The sequence below is a fragment of the Paraflavitalea sp. genome (assembly GCF_059502485.1).
Map to the genome: position 1 here is coordinate 2,812,755 of NZ_JCACET010000008.1, position 22,413 is coordinate 2,835,167.

At 46.5% G+C, this 22,413-nt stretch carries 11 protein-coding genes; 1 reads left to right on the forward strand and 10 read right to left on the reverse strand.

Translation table 11 applies throughout. From position 1 onward, the window contains the following. Window positions 1–144: 144 nt before the first annotated feature. The 10 genes from AC5JBY_RS13955 to AC5JBY_RS14000 form a co-directional block, all read right to left on the reverse strand. Window positions 145–2,943 (reverse strand): M16 family metallopeptidase, encoded by a 2,799-nt coding sequence (locus tag AC5JBY_RS13955; protein ID WP_495905217.1) that lies wholly within the window; start codon window positions 2,941–2,943, stop codon window positions 145–147. A gap of 32 nt (window positions 2,944–2,975) precedes the next feature. Then, window positions 2,976–5,618: a MutS-related protein gene (locus tag AC5JBY_RS13960; protein WP_495905218.1), complete on the reverse strand. Its 2,643-nt coding sequence runs from the start codon at window positions 5,616–5,618 to the stop codon at window positions 2,976–2,978. An 8-nt stretch (window positions 5,619–5,626) separates the two neighbouring features. Beyond that, on the reverse strand, window positions 5,627–7,984 hold the full coding sequence (locus AC5JBY_RS13965) for a DUF4350 domain-containing protein (protein WP_495905219.1): 2,358 nt from the start codon (window positions 7,982–7,984) through the stop codon (window positions 5,627–5,629). A gap of 20 nt (window positions 7,985–8,004) precedes the next feature. Beyond that, entirely contained in the window at window positions 8,005–8,934 is a 930-nt protein-coding gene (locus AC5JBY_RS13970) for an ABC transporter ATP-binding protein (RefSeq protein WP_495905220.1), read from the reverse strand. 22 nt (window positions 8,935–8,956) lie between these two features. Then, window positions 8,957–10,456, reverse strand: coding sequence for a PKD-like family lipoprotein (locus AC5JBY_RS13975; protein ID WP_495905221.1), 1,500 nt, complete (start codon window positions 10,454–10,456; stop codon window positions 8,957–8,959). A gap of 70 nt (window positions 10,457–10,526) precedes the next feature. Next, the gene (locus tag AC5JBY_RS13980) at window positions 10,527–11,279 is read right to left on the reverse strand and encodes a DUF4843 domain-containing protein (RefSeq protein ID WP_495905222.1); all 753 of its coding nucleotides are present in this window, start codon (window positions 11,277–11,279) and stop codon (window positions 10,527–10,529) included. A gap of 18 nt (window positions 11,280–11,297) precedes the next feature. Beyond that, window positions 11,298–12,716, reverse strand: a complete 1,419-nt coding sequence (locus AC5JBY_RS13985) for a RagB/SusD family nutrient uptake outer membrane protein (protein WP_495905223.1) — start codon at window positions 12,714–12,716, stop codon at window positions 11,298–11,300. 15 nt (window positions 12,717–12,731) lie between these two features. Continuing rightward, window positions 12,732–16,043, reverse strand: a complete 3,312-nt coding sequence (locus AC5JBY_RS13990) for a SusC/RagA family TonB-linked outer membrane protein (RefSeq protein ID WP_495905224.1) — start codon at window positions 16,041–16,043, stop codon at window positions 12,732–12,734. Window positions 16,044–16,396: 353 nt separating this feature from the next. Beyond that, window positions 16,397–17,590 (reverse strand): FecR family protein, encoded by a 1,194-nt coding sequence (locus AC5JBY_RS13995; protein WP_495905225.1) that lies wholly within the window; start codon window positions 17,588–17,590, stop codon window positions 16,397–16,399. A 36-nt stretch (window positions 17,591–17,626) separates the two neighbouring features. Beyond that, window positions 17,627–18,259 carry an RNA polymerase sigma factor gene (locus AC5JBY_RS14000; RefSeq protein WP_495905226.1) on the reverse strand — a complete coding sequence of 211 codons (633 nt, stop codon included), beginning with the start codon at window positions 18,257–18,259 and terminating at the stop codon, window positions 17,627–17,629. A gap of 507 nt (window positions 18,260–18,766) precedes the next feature. On the opposite strand from AC5JBY_RS14000, the gene AC5JBY_RS14005 reads away from it, so the two are divergent. Continuing rightward, entirely contained in the window at window positions 18,767–21,883 is a 3,117-nt protein-coding gene (locus tag AC5JBY_RS14005) for a P-loop NTPase fold protein (RefSeq protein WP_495905227.1), read from the forward strand. Window positions 21,884–22,413: the final 530 nt, after the last annotated feature.

Sequence of the window (22,413 nt, forward strand, 5' to 3'; positions counted from 1 at the left end):
ACTGCAGGCAATAAAAAGCCCCTGACAGAAGTCATGGGGCTGTTGACTGTTAAACGGGGAGCAGTCAACGTTGATCGCTCTGCGAGTCTTGTAACCTCGCAGTTCTATTTCAGAACCTTAACCTCTAATGAGTAAATCAATGTATCACTGCTCAGGCATCAACACTAACCTGATATAATTTTTGTCATTGATAAATTGCTGCGCTGCTTGCCCCACCGATTGCGGAGAAACAACTTGCAACCGCTCCTTGAGATAAAATACCCCCGTAGACGGGTGCTTGTTCTGCAACACATAAGTTAGCCAGGAATGCCAGAACCCATTCGTCTGCAATTGCGTTTCCCGGACGCGCAACTGTTCAGCTTTGAACTTGTTGACGTCGTCTTCCGTAACGCCACCAGACTTTAGCTTGTTGATCTCGTCGTTAACCGCCGCAATCAGTTTCTCCACATTTTGCGGAGCACAGGTAAAATCGATAGAAATAAGATAACGGCTTCTGGGCAACTTCATATAACTGATACCGGCATTAGGAGTATAAGCGCCACCCTCCAGCTCCCGGATTCTTTCAGTCATATGATATTGCAGCACCGATCCCAGTGCAGCCAGCTGAGTATTGTTGGTAGTATTGAAAACGTAGTCGCCACTGTAATACAATTTCACGATAGCCTTATTATCCTTGCCTTTATAAAAGGTTTTGCTGAACCGGCCCTCCGGCACATAAACACCGGGGTCTTTGGCCACCTCCTGTACACCCGTTGAAGGCAAAGAACCGAGATAACGCTCCATCAGCGGAATAAATGAAGTCGTATCGATACTGCCGGTAAACACAAATACAAAATCACTGGCATTTGCAAAACGCTCTTTGTAAATACCATAGATCTTGTCCAGGTTGATAGAATCAAGCCTGGTGATAGAAGGCGGCTGGCGGCGGAAATGATAACCACCCAGCAACACATTCACAGTATCGTTAAATATCACCTCCGGATTATTAGCCCTGTTGAGCAGTACGGCCTTATTCCCATTGATATTATTGGAAAACAACGTAGCATCGTAACGTGGCTTTGTAAAATACAGATACGTAAGCTGCAAAGCCGTTTCCAGGTCTTTGTTATTACTGCCACCATTGATACCCTCATACCGGTCCTGAATATAAGCCTGTACCTGAACAGCTTTACCCGTTAGCAGCTTACCAAGCTCAACGGGACCGAAAACGTCCAGTCCATTGGCTGCTATCAGCGAAGAAGCAACAGAAGCCTGAAGAAAAAGACTGTCCGGATACAGCGAAGTACCGCCTTCACTGAAACCGGAAAACAGTATCTCGTCATTCTTGAAGTTCGTAGGCTTCACCCACACCTTCAACCCATTACTTAAAGTATAAATAGTGACACCGATACTGTCCATCCGTTCACGGCCCACCACTTTACCCGCTGTAGGCAACGTCGATAGCAATTTCTTTTCACTGATCTCATCCTTCCAGGCAGACAGCTTTTGCTGCTTGATAGAAGCCATCCACGAGTGGAGTTGACCTTCAGTCGGCAGAGTAGCCTTATCCTTTTCAGGAGCGAAAACTATAATATCTCGGTCCACATCCTTTATTACAGCCCGCGCAAGGGCATTCACTTCTTCCAGTGTAATATTTTCAATAAGCCCCTTGGCAATCATATATTCCTGGTCTATGCCGGGAGCAGCTGTACCATTCAGGAAATAAGCCAGATAATCCTGTACATAAGCATCCGAAGGGATCTTGCTCTTTTCTTTATACACATTCTCCATCCCATTGATGTAAGCCAGCTTACCGCGATCAAACTCCGTTTTGGTGATCCCCAGCTGTTGTAGGCGAACGATCTCAGTCCATACAACATCAAACGCATCCTTCATCTTGCCGGGTTTAGGCACAATACTCACACTAAAAGCATCCAGGCCACCCATAAAACTGGAAACACTTGCCTGCGCCTGTACAAAAGGAGGCTCAGGGCGCACACTTAGTTCACCCAGTCGGCCACCCAGCGCCTGGTTGAACAGGCTCCGTATGATATGAATACGGAAATCGGCTTTCGTTTTTAAAGCCACTGCAGGCTGCTTGATCGATACGCTGATCTCGGATGTTGTTAGCTCAGGATCGGTAGCCGCAAGAAACTGGTTCTTACCAGAGAGCGGAATAGTTGTCTTCACAACGGCACGCTCACCCAAAGGATTCTTCAGATCACCAAACAACCTTTTGATCTGATTCTCTATTGCTTTTACATCCACATCGCCAACCACGATCAGCGCCTGCTGGTTGGGCCGGTACCAGTCTTTATAAAAACGTCGCACAACATCAGGCGTAAAACCATTCAGCACTTGTTCTGTACCAATAGGCAGGCGAACAGCATAGCGCGAATTATTCACCTGCATAGGAAACGATTTGTCCTGCAAGCGCTGGCCGGCTCCATTACGCAGGCGTTTCTCTTCCAGCACCACGCCTCGCTCCTTGTTGATCTCTTCCGTTTCAAGCAATGCCTCCGCCGCCCAGTCACGCATGATCTGAAGGCCATTGCGAACGATAGCCGTATCATCAGAAGGCAAAGGCAGCTGATACACAGTTTCGTTAAAACCCGTATAAGCATTCAGGTCGGCCCCGAACCGCACACCAGACTTCTGTAAATATTCTATCAGTTGGTTCTTGGGATAATGCTTGGTGCCATTGAAACTCATATGTTCCATGAAGTGCGCCAGCCCGCGTTGACCCTCATCCTCCTGCATCGAACCGATCTTGTTCGCGAGGTAAAAGATCACCCGCTGTTTGGGCTCGTTATTATAACGGATGAAATACGTAAACCCATTGGCCAATCGGCCGGTGCGTACCGCTGTATCGAGCGGTACCACTTGCCCCAAGCCAATGGTGGGGTAGGTAAATAAGAATCCCAGTAAAGGCAGTAAATGCCTTTGATTGAACATTTTTTTCATGTCTAAAACTTGTATTTGATCAGGAAATGATACTATTCATTAAGCGACTCCAATATCTTTTCATTACCGATGATAACCATACCATGCTTGTCGCTGCTGATACCCTCGGTTAAGCGGTAAGTATAGCGCGGCACGGTGCCTTCCATGATAGTGGGCAGGTATACAAACTGAACAGCATGCGGCCCGTTCCGCAGCGCTTCACCCACCTCTACGATATGAGTACTGATGATAAAAAAACAATTCAGGTATTGGGCAAAAGCAGTAGATACATGCAACGTAGCATCGTAAGCGTCCTTCACATTAGTGCCCTTGAACAATTCGTCGAATATCACAATGAGGTTCTTGCCATGACTCACCTGTTCGGCTACCGTTTTCACACGCAGCACTTCCGCATAAAAATGACTATAACCCATATTCAGGTTGTCTGCCACGTTGATGGAAGAATACAACCCATCACGCACAGAAAATTCCATATCGCGCGCAGCAACAGGAAAACCCATATGCGCCAGGTAAACAGCAATACCGAAAGACTTCATGAAAGTAGACTTGCCGGCCATATTAGCCCCCGTCAGAAAAAATACATTACAGTCCTTCTGAGGTGAAACCGCATTCGGTACAGCTTTATCGATAGCAGGATGCCACAACGCAGTTGCCCGGATAGAATGCTCGTAAGCAGGTAATGCCTTGGCGTAAGAAAAATTCCGCTCCCGCGCCACTGAGCTCACGGCAATGTGAACATCGAGCTCATACAGACACAACAACAACACTTCCATTTCTTGCCGCAGCGTATGCCGAAGCAACAGATCATATTTCGCTACCTTCAGTACAGGCAGCTCTTGCACACCCTTTTCCAGGGCCAGCCACGATAATCGCTTGTCTGCAAGAATTTCCTTGGCTTTCTTCACGAGCGCCATATCCACACTTTCCAGCAAACCCTTCAATTTGTTCAAAGCATCGATAGTTGCCAACAAGCCGGCCTGTAACTGGGTATACTGTTCATCCCTTAAGAAAGCACCCATCATCTTCTTGCGCCATATCCCTGCAGTAGAAGAAATGATATTACCGGCGCCGCTGGACCCAAGGTAATTTTCCACAACCATGAACCCTTCATAATGAAAAGGGAAATTCAATGCCAGCCCCTGGAAGTAGCGGAAAGACTCACTCCGCTGGTTGATAACAGCAACATCAGTCATGGGATGACGAAACATTTCCTCCAGCAACCGCTGACCACCACTTGTCTTTGCTTTATTGAAAAGACTATAAATAGAATGCGGCTTGAAACGGCCCAGTAGATTCAGGTCTTCCAGCGTTTGCTTGTCAGCTATAAAGCCAGCTTGCTGATGCGCTTGTTTTTTTATACCTCCTGCCAGCATGTCAAGTATACCCTCATTCTTAACGATGATCATGCCATGCCGGTCATCGGTAATACCACTTTCCAGCGTATAAGTATACACAGGATGAGTGCCATTCATGCGGGTTGGCAGATACACGAAGCGTATATTCGAACAGGCCTGCCTTAATACTTCGCCCGCTTCGATGATATGCGTGGAGATCACAAACAGGCTGCTCCGCTTTTGAGCGAACCCTTTGATGATAGCAATAGAAGCCTCATAAGCATCCTTCACATTGGTTCCCCTGAACAGCTCATCAAAAACAATGAACAGCCGCTTGCCTTGCTTTAGTTCAGTAGCCATCTTCTTGGTCCGCAACACCTCTGCATAAAAATGACTGGCGCCCATACCAAGATTGTCCGGAAGATTGATAGTAGTATAGATGCCATCCAGCACGGAAAACTCCATGGCCTTGGCGGCAACAGGAAATCCCATATGAGCCAGGAACATTGCTATGCTGAGCGATTTCATAAAAGTCGACTTGCCGGCCATATTCGCCCCGGTCAAAAAGACCACGTTTCCTTCAGGCGAAATAGTAATATCATTCGCAACCGCATTAGGCACTTGTGGATGATACACGCCCTCCAGCCTTGCCATAGACTGCTCACGCGGCAGAGCTTTGGGGAACACGAACCCCCTTGCCTTTGCCACTTTGGCAATAGAAATATACACATCCAGCAAATAGAGATGACGCAATAGCTTTTGAATAACGTCACGATGACGGAAACGAAGCTGCACATCGAAGTCTGCTATCACTGCATGAGACAGTTTACCTTTACTTGCCAGCATGGAGGCAAAGGCTGTATCAGCTACAATAACACGGATGGCATCACACTCACTGCCATACACGTGCTCCTTATCTTTATCCAGCGAAGCCACAAACGAGCGCACCCCCTGCAGCAGTGCCACCAAAGCTTGCACACCCTTGTAAATAACAGCAGTTTCCGTATCTGAGGCAATCATCCTGCCGAGCTTTTTCGCAACAGATTGTTCTTGAGCAGTAAGCTTCGTCCGCTCATCTGTATTCGCGAGATAAGGCTCTATGCCATCAAAAAGTGAGCTGTCGAAAGGGAACGCCATCCCACTGTCTGCAAAAAAGCGGATGATACCCACCCGTTTGTTGATCACTGTATCATCCGAAAGCGGGTAGCGGAACATTTCTTCCAGGATCGCTGCTCCACCCCGTGTGGAGCAGCGATTAAATATATTATAAATAGAATCTGCACCATGCTTGCCGAAGATATTCAGATCTTCCAGCGTTTGCTTATCCGTGGTAAACAACATGCCTTGCGTTATTTTCTTTTACGTCTGATCAGCAATATGGTTCCAAAAGCCAGCAGCAGACCCGGTACCACCCAGATATAAACGATACGCAGCACTTCGGCCTGCTTGAGCGTAACGTTGATCCGCTTGTCCTTAGCGCCGGGCCGTGACGCATCGATCGGGTATTCCCCGCCCGTCAGCCAGCGGAAACTACCGGTACAAAACACGAAGTTGGCCGTACCAAAACGGTTGATCTCTTTATTACTCAGGAAATCGGCATCCCCGAGCACGATGATCCGCTGCTCTTTGTTGTTAATAGTCCGTGTCAGGCCTACGGCGGTGGTTACAGGGCCCATCACGTCCCCGTCTGCCGCAGAAAAAGTGATCAGGCCAGGATTCGCTTTTTGGTGCGCCGTATCGCGTGGTTTTACCAGCGCGGCCACCATCGTCTCCGGATCATACGGTTTACGCCTGTTCCAGGATACCTTCGGTGCGGATTGTAACAATGGATGTATGGCAAAAGGACCACTGTCCGTCCACGTAAGGCCTGCTGCGCCCGGCATGGTCACCGGTATACTGTCAGTAATAGATCTGCTCACCGGCGGGTAAAAAGTGCCGGCAAAAGGCTGAATTTGTTGCCACTGCATAAGCGGCGATTCATCTTCCGATTCCTGTATCAACGACCCATCTGTTAGCTGCACGCCCAGTGGCTGTAGCAAAACATTCATCTGCGCCTGCCGGCCAGGCTCTCCGGCAATCAGCAAGTTGCCCCCACGGTTAATATAATCATTAAGCGCAGCGCGCGCCGCAGGCGACAAGTCCAGTTTGGGATCCGCCAGCACAAGTGCGGATAATTCCGCAGGCACGGGGCCTGTGTCCAGAGAAACATTCTGCACGTCGAAGCCCTGATTCACCATCGAATAACGAAAGAAAGGCGAATTCGTGAGCACAGCGTAATCACGCTCATTCACCTTGTTGATATCCCGCTCCAGGTTGCCCGTCACAAAACCAACCTTAGGCATCTTAGCCCCCTGCAGGCGTTTCAATACAATGGACAACTCTGTTTCGCTGGGCCATGCCTGCGAATCGTCGAACACACGCAGCCAGGCCGTCCGGCCACGCCATTTCAGCTGCATCACATAGCGGTTGAATTCCGGCCGCAGGTTGATCTGTTTACGCATCTGGTCCGGGGTCAGATAATCGCTGAGCTTCATATCATATTTTTTGGCATGTTGATCGGCAATTTCTTTCAAGGTCTTGCCCGGATAGATCTGGTAGATATAAGGAGACGCATGCGCACTGTCGTAATAACTGATCGTTTTCACCTTGATATTACTTTTGAAACGCAGGTAAGGGTCCCAGCGCGCCAGCATCCGGTTGTAAGAATCAGGATCGCCGAAGAAATAAAAACGGTCTACCAGGTTGGCATAAGCCGTTACTTCCAGCGGATCGTCACCGAGGTCTTTCACCACCTGTTGCGTCCGCGGCGAAAGCGTATTAAGTTGATTGTGCGTGGCATCGTAATAACCGATCAGGCCGGGAATGGAAGTGACATAACCCACCAGCAGCACAATCCCTAATACGATTGCATAACGCAGCCCTTTCACCGTCCATGGTTTCGATTCCATACTCCCTTTCATCCGGTACACACTGAACCCAAGGAACAGGAACACGATCACGATGAAATACACTACATCTTTGGTAGTGAGCAATCCCCCCATCATTTTCTGCGTACGGCCGCTGATAGATAAAAAGTAAGTAAGCTCGCGCACAAAACCTACCCGTTGCCAGAGGTTACCGATATAACTTAGAATGCCGATCATGACAAACGAAGCAATCGCAGCCACTACCTGGTAAGTAGTGAGAGTAGACATGAACAAGCCGATCGCCGAATAAGCGCACAACAATAAAAAGAAACCCAGCAGCGCCGTCATCAGCAAACCCGTCTCCGGATGTTGGATGTGAACGATGCCGGATACCACAAACACACCCAGGATCCCAATCAGCACCAGGCTGTACATCACCATGGCGAGGTATTTACCCAATACGATCTCCCGTATTTTGACGGGCGAAGAATACAACAGCTTGATGGTGCCGCTGCCGGTTTCCCGGCTGATGAGGCTCATCGTCAGCAGAGGAATGTAGAGATAAAGCGTCTCCATCACGCTGCTGAACACTCCGCTCATACCTGTGAAGACGCCCTTCGTCAGCGTATCGAGCAAGGATATTTCCATGCCGCCCAATTCCTGCGTGCGGGCAATCCCTTTGATGACCTTCAGGTAAGCCAGTCCACACTGGATGAAGAAAACGATCATTAAAAACCAGGCAATAGGAGAGTAGAACAGAGTACGTAACTCCGTTTTAGCCACTCGAAAAATTGTTTTCATTGAAGTAGTTTAGCGGAAGGCTAATTGTTTTGATGAGAGGATAACTGTTTAAAGATCTCGTCGAGCGCCGTTTTATCCAGGCTGATCTCGCGCAGGCGCCAGCCATGGTGAAGGCTGGCCGCTACTACCCGTTCTGTTATTTCCTGGTCGCCGCTGAAATACAGGCGCACCTGCCGTTCGGTCAGGAAATCCACTTTGGTGATACCGGCTATTTGTTGCAGCTCGGCCGCAGATGGCGGGTTCTCGAGATGCACCAGCATACTATGCGGCTCCACATAATTATTGAAAGCATCCATCGTATCCGAAAAGACGATCCGCCCGCTCTCGATCATCTTGATCTCTTTACAAAGCAATTGCACTTCCGAAAGAATATGCGAAGAGAAGATCACCGCCCGGTCCTGCGCAATCTCTTTGATCAGTGCCCGCACCTCGATGATCTGGTTGGGGTCGAGGCCATTCGTTGGCTCGTCCAGCACCACCAGTTTCGGTTTGTGCACGATAGCTTGTGCAATGCCTACGCGCTGCCGGTAGCCGCCAGACAGGTTGCGGATCAGCCGTGAACTGTAATGATCCACCCCGCAACGTTCTTTGGCTTCTTTAATGGCAGGCTTCATTTTGTCTTTCGGCATCAGCCGCAGGCCCGCACAATAACTCAGGTATTCATCCACCGTCAGGTCCATGTACAAAGGCGGGTTCTGCGGCAGAAAGCCGATCAGCTTTTTCGCTTCTTCCGGCTCCTTCCGCATGTCGATACCTTCAATGTACACATGACCTTGCGTCTGGTTCAGTGCACCACAAAGGATGTTCATGGTAGTCGACTTGCCTGCCCCGTTAGAGCCCAGTAAACCCACGATGCCCGCAGCATTGATCTGCATGTTGATATCGCGGATCGCCCAGGTACTGGTATAACGATGCGACAAGCCCTCTATCTTCACAATAGATTCTTGCATATTGAATGTTTATAAGTTTAGATCAATTTCTTTCCCGGTAAGACACGCTGGTTATTTTACCAAAGCCCGTCCATGTATGCTTCTTCTGCAACGCCGCGTTGATCGGCGGCACTACATACTGTTCCAGCGTACCGTTGCTGCCCTCGCTGCCCGAAGGATTGAGAGAGCCAACAGTAAGCAGGTTGCCAAACTCGGTGTATTTACTATAAAAATTGGGGTTGAAGAACTTCTGAAAAGCGATATAAGTGATCTCCGCATTACCCTTATCCAGCATCAGGAAACTTTGCTGCAGGAACGGATCGTATTCATACAACTTGCCACCCACACTGTAGAAAAGATAGCCTAACTCAGGACTGGCCGCGAAATGAGTAGCCTTGTCGAAGTCCACCGCATTCACCGGCTCGAAATAATCGGCAAAACTATACCCCGGGTAAAAACGCAGCAGGTGATAGTTAGGCTGGCCCGGGTCTTTCATCACAGCATAGCCAAGGCCGGTAGACGGTTGATCCTCCATATACACCATGTCCTTTCCTTCGGGAAATCCATTGCCTGGTGCTATATCCGTTACATTGATACTGCCCAGCGTAGCAGACGTAAACGTGCGACTTTCCATATTGAAGAGCGTAAACCCATCGTCATAAGCGGCAACCTGCGGAAAAGCCTTGAACGGTTTGGTTGCACCCGCATAAACATTCACTGGCACATAAGGAAAGACGACACCTTCATACGTGCGTGTATACACATTGTTCCCTTCCATCAGGAAAGTGGCGGGCATAAATAGATACTGCAGGCTTCCGTTCAGACGGACGGGGCTGAAATTACCCGGCAGAGTGCCCACCATTTCATACCGGAAATCATTGAGCGTATTATAGCCGAATGTCTCCGGGTCTATCTTGTAAGTGCCCGTTTCTGTGACGAGGTAGATACGGTACGTTTCTGGCGTAACACGCAGCGCCTCTGTTTCCATACAAAACACCTGCCTTGGTTTACCCTGCACCGGCACAGTAGAATTCATCAGTGAAAGCACATCCGTAAGCTGCGCGAAGCGATCGTCAGTACGATAATAGCTGAGCATATCCAGCCGCGTTTTACCATTTACTTCATTCATCACCAGGTAGCCTTCAAATATGGTAGTCGTGATCAGCAATTGAGTCCTTGTATGGAACCGGATGCCCGTTTGCTGGTCGGTAACCTTGAATTGAAGCGTATACTTTCCGGGCGGCATCACCAGCTTCGTAGTAAGGTTCTTTTCCCTCGAAAGCACAGAATCCTTACCCACAAAATCGAGCGACCATTCATAAGCATACGTTTTACCGGAACCGGCAGCGTCCTGCGTTCCATTCACCTGAGGTGTGATCGACAGCGTTTCACCAAGCCCTACCGTGTACCCTTTGGCAGTATCTATATTAGAAAAGGTAAGTTCATTAACAGCCTGGTAATCATAATTACCTTTGTCCTTATAACACGATACAAAGCAGGCACAAAAGGCCATCAGCATAAAACAGGTTTGTATACTCTTCATACAAAACGTCATTTTGAATAAGTAAAAGAAATGCATGCGAACCCTCGCCACTCGCCATTCACCACTCGCCTTACCGATACGCCGGCCCCATCTGCATCGGCGTTCCATCTTCATCCAGGATAATATTACCTTGAGCAGCCTGGTCGCTCAGATAACGCGCAGTGGAAGACGCATAATAAATAGCCGACGCCCGCCGCTCATTGTTTGGTAAGACCATCCAGAAATCGAGCGGCATCCCCAGCAGATCATGTATCAGCTTTACTTTCTTCATGCTGAACGTGTGGAAATAAGGAGCATAGCTATTCCAATACGGTCCTGCGTCCAGTACATCCGATGCGCCGATGGAAAACCTGAGCACACTCATACTATCCCGGGTCGCATTGCCCCGTATCCTGTATTGAAGGTCCGTTTTAAAGAACTCATTCGGTTCCAGGCGAAGCACCAGCTTCTTCTTCCCCGAAGTCAGGTCCGCTGTGCGTTTGAACCGCAGGCGTAACGTATCCTGCACTTTGCCGGCATGGATCACCGCGGCCGGCAGTTCATAATGCGTGCCGGCAATAGCCGTAGACGCCGGGTCTGCCACCAGCTTGAAAGTGCGGTCCGTTGCCGCGCCTGCCCCGGTAACACCCAGAGGCACCAGCAGTACGGTGTCTTTCACACTGGCATCCCTGTTGGCAAAAGAAAAATCCATGCTGTCGCGAAAATCATATAAGTCGATCTGATAATTGAAATACACATTGTCGGCAGCGTTATAGGTGGTCAGCGGCTCCCGTTTGCAGGAAGCTGCTATCCAGATGATGCCGATATAGAGAAGTCGTTTCATGATGTTGCAGTTTTTACATTAGCGCGGTAAGGTTTCAGACAATGGCAGCGGCACTACATACACCAGGGTCTTCGGTGCATTCGTCATCGCATCGGGAACCGATGACGTGTTCGTACGCTTATAATAAAAGAACAGCTGCCCCTCGCCGTAAAACTCTTTCCGGTATTCCTTCAATATCTCAGCGGGTAGAGAAGCATTGGCCCCCAGGTTGGGCAGGCCCCTGTTATTGCGCACCGCATTAAGCCAGGTACGCGCCTTCGCCCCATCAGTTTCCGTTTCAGCCAGTATATAATACAACTCCGGTTTGCGGATCATCGGCTGCAGATACCCCCACGCCGTATTGAGAGAAATATCCTCATACTTGAAAAAAGTACGGAAAGGCCTGTTCGTCTGTCGCCAGGTAGTGGTATACCGCCAATCATTCTCATTATTCTCAAACGTATTGCGCAGGTTCGTGGCATCAGGAGCCAGCAGATAGGTCTCTGTCAGAGAGGGACTGAAGAAAGAAGTATAATTTCTATACAGGTTCCTGTTATACACAGCAAACAACAACTCGGTCGAAAACACGCGGTCAGGTGAAGGATTGTTGACAATAGCCGTGTAAGGCAGCCAGGGAAACCATTTCTCCCCATCCGTCAGTACGGCCAGAGCCGCGTCATACGCTTCAGTGTTTTTGCCGCCCCACAGATACACACGCGCCATCAGCGCTTTCACCGCAAAATAATTCAATCGCTGGTTGCGCTGCCCCGTATAAAAATCAGGCTCCGCTTGCCGCACCACACCAGATTGTATAATCGCATCGTTAGCCAGCAAGCTCGCAGCAGAAGTAAGGTCTTCCAGCACTTTCGTCAACACCTCGGCAGACGTGAGGATCGGTTGCGATTGACCGTTGGCAACCGTATAATAAGGAATGGCACGCTGACTGGCGCCCACACTGTACACCGGGCCAAAAAGGCGCAGCATATCGAAATGCAGCAGTGCCCGTATCGCCAGCGCCTCGCCCTTCATCAGTTTTCCCTGTCCTTCCGTAACCACGCGGTTCTGCACTGTCGCGTCGATCTTCGCCAGGAAAAGATTCGCAGACAAGATCGTCTGGTAAGCACTCTTCCACAACTGGTCGAACCTGGCCTGCACCTGCGGCCCCGTATAGATGTTCTGCTGATATTGCTCATAAAAATTGACACCGTCTACCAACCCCCGGTAACGCTGCGCCATCAGTTCTATATGAGTTTGCGTGAGCGCTGCGCCATAAAGATCATTATTTGCCAGGTTGATGTAGAGACCATTCAGCGCCTGCTGTGTTGCCGTTTTATTGGCAAACACCTGGTCTTCCGTATAAGAACCCGTCGGCTGCACCTGCAGGAATTTTTTACAGCCTGTTCCGGCAAGCAAAGTGCCGGCAAGCAGGAGGAGGATAATAATATATTTCCCGTTCATGATTGGCTGTTTTAATTAAAATGAAACACTGATACTGAGACTGCCTGTCCGTGCGTACGGATAATCTATACCACGTTCAGTCTGGATCTTTTCGAGGCGGAACAGGTCATTCGTATATAAAGTAACGTTCAGCGACTGCAGCTTAAGCGCATGCAGCCATTCCGCATTCGTATACCAGCTCATGCTGATCGATTCACCGATCAGGTGATTGTCCTTCTGAATAAAACGTGAGCTGAGATTGGCCGCTACACTTTTAATATTGGTAAACTGCGTCACATCCCCCGGCTTTTGCCAGCGGCCATACAAAGCACGCTTGTCAAGGTTCTCCCGCACAAACCCTATATTCTCTACTTTATCATACAACGCCTGGTTAAATACATAGCCTCCGATCCGGTAACGTAGCGTACCGTTCAGCGAAAGATTCTTGTACGTGAACGTCGTATTGATGCCGCCTTCCACCGTTGGTCGTGCGTTACCCACCTTCACGATATCATCGGTAGAATAGGTGAAGCTGAGAGAACCGTCTTTTTTCTGGAACAGTTCATTGCCCGTAGCGGGATCTACACCACGAGACACCACAGCCCACAGATCGTCCGGGCTATAGCCGTCCGTAAATCGGAGCAGTCCCTTGTTCTTGGTTTGCTCTTCATTCAACTTAGCCAGTCTGTCGGCCAGTCCGCCATAAGTACTCTTGTATCGGCTGCCCATAACGCCGATGGACCATACAATACCCTTGGCAGGGAGGTTCACCGGTTGCACCCGGATGTTCAGCGTCCAACCCCGCGTATTGAGATGGCCCACATTCAGCACATATTTAGTGCCGGTGCCGGCAGAAGAAGGCAGCGTACCTTCAGCACCCACAGTAAGCGGGTCCGTTTTCTTGTCGAAATATTCGATGTAACCACTTACGCGATTATTCCAAAAGCCCATGTCGACGCCATAACTCGTTTGCAATGTACGTTGCCAGTCGAGCGAAGGGTTGCCCAATGAACCCACTGTAACACCCTGTCCGAAAATATTGTTATTACCCGTGAGGTAGTTATAAGTAGAAATAGAGCTGAACTGGCCCAGGTTCTCATTGCCCGTATAACCCGCATTCACGCGCAGTTTCAGCAGGCTAAAAAAAGATGCCTTTTTCATGAAAGCCTCCTGGTGAATATTCCAGCCAAGGCCGCCGGAAAGAAAAGGCTTGAACACATGGTCCGTGCCGAACGCACTCGTACCATCGAGGCGATACACCGCATCGAATATAAAACGACGCTCCCAGGCATAGTTGAAGCTCGCCAGGAAACCGAGGCTCCTGCTTTTCGAAGTAGTGGCCGTAGGTGCGCCAAAAGGCGAATAGCCAAAAGCGTAGATCGGGTTGCCATCCGAACCATAAGGAAAGCCAACGGCGGTGAAGCCCCTCGACTCACCATTCTGCTCTGCCACATCGCTCCTGACGGTCGCGCTCAACTGATGCTTACCGATCACTTCTCCGTAGCTCAACATCGCATATCCGCGGTAAGAATAATTTTCTTGGTTGGTTTGGGTGTAGCTCCCTTTTTGTTGCAGGTCTGCGTTGTCAAAATGAGAATGTTCCGGAGGAGTGAACGATACCGTTTTATTAGTCCCTTTAGCCACCTGCACGCCGGCCTGCAGCCGGAACTTGGCGGAGAAATTATAAGCAGCATCGAGGTTGTTGAAGAAAGTAAAAGGCTTTGTTTCGTTGATGCTGAAAAAAGAGGCGTCGTACAGCGGATTCACGACAATAGGATCATAATCAAGATATTTTTCGATGGTGCCATCCGGCGTTGTTTTCCGGTAATAAGGGATCGCCTTCGCAAATTCAGAGAAAGAACCATAGGGCGATTCACTGGCTTTGCCACCCGATAACGACAGCAAATTGTTCAGCGTCAGCTTGCCTTTGCGATAATTGATGCCGATGTTGCCACCCCACGTTTCCCGTTGAGAACCCTTCATCACCCCCAGGCGCGTGTCATAAGAAAGAGCCGCATTGAACATAAGATCATTATTGCCACCAGCAAATTGCAGCGAATGCCTGTTCGAGAGCCCCGTACGTAAAGGTTGGCTGAGCCAATAAGTATTGACACCGCGCTTCACTTCCGCCAGGCGTTGATTATATTTCTCTTCGTTTTGCCATTGTGCTGGTCCCGTACTGTCGTACAGAAAACCCTGCAGCCTGTCAAACTCCAGCTTCTCCGCCGCATTCATCAGATTGTAACTGCTGAGGTCGGGCATTTCAAAAGTCATATCCGTGGTGTAAGACACCTGCAGCTTGCCGGCCACCGGACGTTTGGTTTCCACCACCACCACGCCATTGGAAGCTTTGGAACCATAAAGCGCAGTAGAGGCCGCATCCTTCAGGATAGTGATGCTCGCCACACGATTCATATCGAGATCGTAAATAGTTCGCAAAGTGGTTTCAAAACCGTCGAGGATGAATAGCGGCTGGTTGGGGTCCTGGCTAAACTGATCGTTCAGCGTATTCGTATTGATAGTAGTCTGCCCCCTGATCTCGAAAGTCGGCAGGTTGTTGGGATTAGACCCCTGCAGGTTGTTCTCCACTTTAATGAAAGCAGGGTCGAGTGTGCGCAAGCTTTCCAGTATATTCTTGTTGCCCACTGTTTTCAATTGCGCACCCGTATATACAGTAGCCGCACCGGTGAAGCTGGCCTTGTCCTTCTTGATGATACCGGTGTTGATCACCACTTCCTGTATGTTCTCATCATCGGCAATCATCACGATGTCGAGCAGATCGATCTTGCTGGAAGTGATCCGCACTTCCTTCGTTTTATAACCGATATAACTTATCACGAGCGTTTGCCCGGGATTCACATCGATCATGAAGCGGCCCGTGGCGTCTGTTGAAGCTCCTTGCTTGCTTCCTTTGATCAATACACTGGCGCCTACAAGCGGTCGTCCATCGCGCCCGCGCACTAGCCCCATGATCGGTGGCAAACTGTCTATCAGGTGCATGGGTGGACCAGCCAGTTCGTTGACAGGGTCTTCTTTTTCCACGAAGGCAGGTGCCGGCTTCCGGCTCACGACGATAGTTTTGTTTTTGATCGAGTACTTCAGTGGAAGCGCAGTAAAGAGCTTTTCCAGGAACAAGTTCAGCTCCATGTTGCGGGCATCGATAGAAACAGGTTTCACCTCTTTGAGGATCTCTGCACTGCAGAAAAAAACAAAGCCAGTTTGTTTTTTGACTGCGGAGAACACAGAATCGATGCGGCAGTTCTTTACGGAAAGCGTAACAGATTGCGCCACACCAGTGGCGCTGACCTGTAAAAAGCATACAGTTAACAACAGAAAGGTTAGTTTCATCACTAACACCATTTTGGTTACACTCCGGCGGCGAAAGACCGATAGGCCGGATCTGTTGGAGGTACATCGCCCGTCAGTCGACATGACAATGTCATCCAAACAAGTAAGGAAATTCATAACTTGCAGTAGTTTGGGTAATGAAATAAGCAGTCAAGTCAGTCTCTTATGGGTTGCCCAACATACGGCCAGGAGTGTTCCAACCACTGCTGGCTTTTTTATTAAGCAAACCCTTGTTCCATCAGGTCATAACAGTTTCTTTTGGTTAAACAAATGATTACAATGGCAAAGCCGTCTGCGGGCTTTACAACTTCCTTTTACCGGACTTTGGAATTTTAAGGATTTATAGGAGGGTTTTAATGTCTTACAAATAAGGTGCGACCTTCAATATGAAATTGGATACCGACTTCCTGGAGCGTTTCAATCACTTGCGATAAAGTCAGATCCCTGCCCAATTCACCGAAGAACTTCTTCTTAGGCGGATCACCGATGTATTTCACCTGGATATCGTACCACCTTTCCAACTGCTTCATTACCTCTTCCAGAGATTCATCCTGGAAATTGAACAGCCCGTTTTTCCAGGCCATGATCTTTTGTATATCCGCATGGTTGACCAGCCGAATATTTCCATTACGGCTCACCATCGTCTGCTGACCAGGAGCCAGCATTTGGGTCTTTTGAAAAACAGATAAGCGTACGGAACCTTCTAATAAAGTAGTATTCACACTGGCATCTTCAGCATAAGCCTTTACATTGAAACTGGTGCCAAGTACCTGCACTTCAGTGTTATCATTCACCTTCACTTTAAACGGCCGCTTGGCATCCTTCACCACTTCAAAATACACCTCGCCACTTATAGATACAGGCCGCTCATTACCAATGAAAGCAGTAGGGTAGGTGATCGAAGAAGCAGCATTAAGCCAGGCTTTGGAACCATCAGGCAGTTGAACGCTGAACTGGCGTCCATTGGGAGTAGCCATTGTATTATAACTTACTGTACTTGCATTGCTGGCATTATAAGAGAGGCTACCATCTTTCAACACCACCTGCGTACCATGCTGCTCGGCTACCATACCATTACCCAGGCTATCTAAGACCACCTTGCTTCCATCGGCAAGCGTAAGAATAGCCCCTTCTCTTCCGGGTGCAATGTCAGTAGTGACAACCTTGTCCACTGGCTGCTGCCGGTTGGAGAGCCAGAAGTAAGCCCCCACGCCCAGTAAAACAATAACAGCCGCCGCATACCTGATCCACGGTCTGCTAAGAAAACGAACACGCCCGTCGGCAGGAACAATTTCAACCTCAACCCCTGCATCCTTGTTTTCTGTACCATTAATAGATGCATGAATAGTTTGCCACACCTTATCCGCCCTGGCGCCATCAGACACCGGCAAAGCCTTCATCTCAGCCAGCTCTGCATGAAGCCTGTCACCGATCAGCGACTCAAAACGCGGGTCTTCGGCTGCCTTCAGAAAAGAAAGCAACTCCTCTTCAGACAATCGCCGGTCGTGAAAGCCCTGTAACAGCTGGATAAATTGGTCTTCGGTCATAGTACACATTATAACGGGTCGTTGCTGCCTGTACAATTAAGACGAATGATAAATAAAAGAGGGGGACAACAACTTTAAAAAAATTAAAAAAAGAATAAACTCGCCCGGGTAGCTCGTTTGAGAAAGGAAAAAAGCCCTGATCGATTTGATGGCCCGCGCGATATGCTCCTTCACCGTAGACTTTTCTACCTGCATGATCTGGGCGATCTCTTCATAGGTCAGCCCCTGCTCCCGGCTCAGCAGGTAAGCCTGTTGCTGCTTTTCAGGCAGGTTTTTAATAGCTTGATGATACAGTTGTGCATATTCTTTATTGGTAACAATGGATTCCGGAGAAGAAGCGTCAGCCTCACTGAACACCTCGATCAGGTACTGTTGATATTGCTTGGACTGCCTGCTTTTCCGGAAGCGGTCGAGAAATTCATTGCGGGCGGCGATGAAGAACCAGTTCAGGGGATGTTCCATGTCCCGGAAGATCTGCCGCTTCTCCCATGCCTTGATAAATACCGATTGTACAATGTCTTCCGCATCGATATGCCGGTTGGTATACTTCAGCATGATGCTATACAACTGGTCAAAGTAGCGGCGGAAAAACTCAGAGAACGCAGCCTGATCACCATCGGCAATACGTCGAAGCAGCTCAGTTTCAGTATGTGCGTGACCAGCAGACAATTAAATATTAATTTGGATTAACTTTCAATACCTGGCAAAAAAGTTAGCGTAGGAAAGGTTGGGCGCGCGGTGATAGGTCGGTATGCTCAAAGTTAATATTCTGATTTCAACTTTTCGCCACAGTATGAATTTAGAGTTAAATTCTCTGTTATATCGGCTTGTATTGAATGGTAGTAAATGAAAGTGTGATAAATGGTTCAGTAATGTTTAATCTGTCAAATTTAACATTGAGGTGGCCGAAGGTTAGTTGCGTAATTGGTACATTATACAAACTTGTTGTTTCGTAGAAATCTTTGATATAAATACATTTATATAGTCATTTATATATTAGATTTATGTTTTATTAATGACTGAGGTAGTGAAACTTACTAGAGTAAAAAGTAAATATAGATAGCTAGATGAAAGAAAAATTATTGACTGAGGGTACAGCAAGATTGAATTACCTTAACTGTATGCTATATAGATTGTGTATTGGTATAACCCCTACTATAATTGTAAAGATCTTTTATGCCCACGAGAAAATTCAAGTTTAAAAACTCTGGTGACCTAGAGTACAATGATGTTGTTTATGGAAAGACATTTACATTAGAGCGTCAAACTTTTTCATTTACTATAGAGCCCAAGAATACTAGATTTTGGAGATTCGGAATGCGGCTTTCAATGAGTAAGGAAATTCCTTTTTTTCATCCCAATGCAAGGCATAAGCAAAACGATTTAATAGATATTCATCTTGCTGTAGGTGAGTTTGATGGGAAATCATGGAATTCACCCAATAGACTTCAGCTGGGTCAGTATAATCTTACTCAGCATGAACATGTAATAAGTCGATCGGACTTTTATCTTGAGATGGGTAGAGTTCAATGGAAAGTAGTTTTTTTTTCGGGTGATACCGAATATGATCAATTCAGTATGGAGCTTTTAGCCCCTGGTGTCGAACCTTTAAAAAATACACTTGCTATACCTAGGAACTATAAATATTTTCAACTATTTGCCTGGGCCGATAAAAGTGAGTTTGAACTTGATTGCTTAATTAAGTATGATTTTCAAGATAAAATAGATAATGCAAGATCGGATAGGAGCTTGACTTATTGGCTGCTGAAAATCAACTCTGAATCATTTAATCTTCCCAGTTTCAATATAGGTAAAGAAGTGTGGTTTGGTGCATATAATACCAAGTTTCAGCGACGGCCAGATTATGAAATGTTCCGAGATGTTAAAAAAGGAGATGCGGTTATTGGGTACAGCTTTAATGGTCAAAAGGCTGTGATTTGGAACATGGAAGTAGGTCAGTCGTTGCATAGGCATGAGCAATATGGAGAATGCATTAGGCTTAGAATAACACGTGTAGTCGATCCACCTATTTCTTTAGAAAGTGTTAAGTCTTTGTTGCCGGAAAAATTGCTATTGGATATGGGTAATAATCCTTTAAGACTTTTGCCCATCTCTAAAGAGATTTATGAAGTTATCATGGCAACAAAGGGCATTGATAAAAAGAAAGTCTGTTTTCTACCATCATATAATACAGAAGGTAGACATAAGACAACTGAAGATCAGCTAGAGTTTGAATATGATATTGAAGCGATTGCTTCGGTAATGTCGCTTAAGGAGATTAATCCTCCGCTTGCAATTGGATTGTTTGGTAATTGGGGTAGTGGTAAGAGCTTTCTAATGGAGAAGATAAAAGATAAAATAGAGCGCTATACTTCTGCTAATGACAGTCGATATGTAAAACATGTAGTTCCTGTAATGTTTAATTCTTGGCACTATTGTGACGCTAATTTGTGGGCTAGCTTGATTACTGAAATATTTGAATCACTTAAAAACTTTTCTAAAAAACAAGATAAGGAGGATGAGATAAGAAAGCTAAGTAGCGTGCTCAAGAGTACAAGCTTTGAACGAGAAAATATTATACAAAAGAAGAAAGAATTACAGTTAAAGGTAAATCAATTGGAAAAGGATAGGCAAAAAAAGAGAGACAAGTTACAGGACTTATTAGGGTTAGAATTATTGAAACGAATATTTACCGACACGAAGATTAGAGAGGACTTATCAGAGCTAAACAATACGCATATTGAACAAATTCTTACTGATAGCGAAACTGTTCAAGAGTATATAGATGAAGTAAATGATTCTAAGAATAAGGCAATATTCTTTTTCCGAGAATTGATAAAATTACAAGGATGGCGCTGGAAGGCTGTTCTTTCGATTGCGATTATTGTTTTTTTTGTAGTTTATACTTTGAAAATTGTATTTCCAGATTTTTGGCAATCTTTCACCTTTCAAGGGTCAGTGATGACGTCAATCATTGTTTCTGGAGTTTCTAAAATTGTTATGACCATTAGACCATACTCTAAGACTTTAAAACAAGCATTAGAGAGACTTAATAGCTTGAAAAATACTTTTGATACTAGGCAGGTAGCTGAATCATCTGAATTAGTTGAAAAAAAGAGAGAATTTGAAACTTTACGTAAAAGATTGGAGGAGATTGATATTAAAATAGATTTGACAAAATCTGAAATAAAAGACATATTAAGTGGAAAACGGCTGGCTGATTTCATAGAGCAGAGGTCTGTTGATAAGAATTATACAAATCAACTGGGTGTTATTTCATGGATCAGGAAAGATTTCGCCATGTTGGACAAGTTGCTTAGGGAGCAGCATTTGCTAAGTGAAGAAGAAAGGAAGGGAGTTTTTAATCCGCAGCAAGTTAGCCTTCAGATTGACAGGATTGTTTTATATATTGATGATCTTGATCGTTGTAATGAAGATGTTGTTTTGAAGGTACTCGAAGCAATTCATTTGCTATTGGCTTTTCCATTGTTTGTAGTGATCGTTGGTGTTGATCCTAGGTGGCTCAATAATGCATTAAACCATAAGTTAGGAACATTGATGACTGGCTTAGAGCAAGATGATGAAATAGATGATAATTCAAGAAAGGCAGTAACGTCTTATGATTATTTAGAGAAAATTTTCCAGATACCTTTTGCAATTAAACCAATAACCGCTATAGGGAGAGAACAACTTATAGAATATCTTATGGTTAATGAATTGGAGCAGATTGATTATGAAGGTAGTCAAGGGGAAAATGATTCTGATTCTGAAACTTTGATGGTTATTCCTCAAGCTGAAACATCAATTTTTACCAATACTTCTGTTCAAGAGAACCGTAATGGAAGCGATCAGCAAAAAGATAATGCACCAATACGATTAGTTTTTAAAGTACAAGAGCTCGAATTTATAAAAATACTTTCTCCAATATTTGGAGAGACACCGAGAAGCATTAATCGGTTTATTAATATTTATAGGATTATTAAATCTCATCGTAGCCTTATTGTTTCTGATCCTGAGATTTCAATGGAGTACTATCCTGTTTTAATTTTGCTTGCTTTGGTTGTAGGTAAACCAGATATAACTACACAATTCTTTGCAGAATTAAGAATGGCTAATGATGAGTTGTCATTTATTGAATTCGTCCGACAAGTAAAATTTGGTTCTTTTTTTAGCGATTGGTTAGGAAGGGACACGCAATTTTTCTACGAAGAAATAGAGCCTTTAAAAATTAATGTTTTTAAACGAAATGCCGATCTTGTTTCCCGTTTCTCATTTAGAGGAAATTATATATAAGTATTTAGATAGGTTTTACATACACTAACCCCGCGATTTTTAAGGAGGATAGAAGTCATTGTACAACAACTAACCGCTACTTCGCATGTAATTCCTGTCGCATACTTCAGGTAAATATAATCCTTTCGTAATGGCGAAGAAATTAAATTCCGTCTAAGTATATTCTCCCGAAAATTTCTACATATTACTTGTTAGAAATAGGCAGGAAACCAACAAGCCAACCTGATCCTTAGGTGGAAGACCTTAAGCTACCGGCACAGCCTTCCTGCAACAGCAATCTGTTTTTGTTTTAAGTCGGTGGCGGACTTGGTAACAGAGCAACCGGCCCGGCGGTCCAATGACTCTCTGATCACTCATTAGGCAGCCATGTTTTCACCAACTCTTCACGACCGCACACCAGTGTGATCCAAATCACACCTTTTTAGTGATTTCCCTCCTTGTCCCTCCGCCCCTCGCCATACTAATTTTGACAAAGCAAATAAGAACATTCACCCGGCTGCAAAGCACTTCACGGGAATTGTTTCAAACAC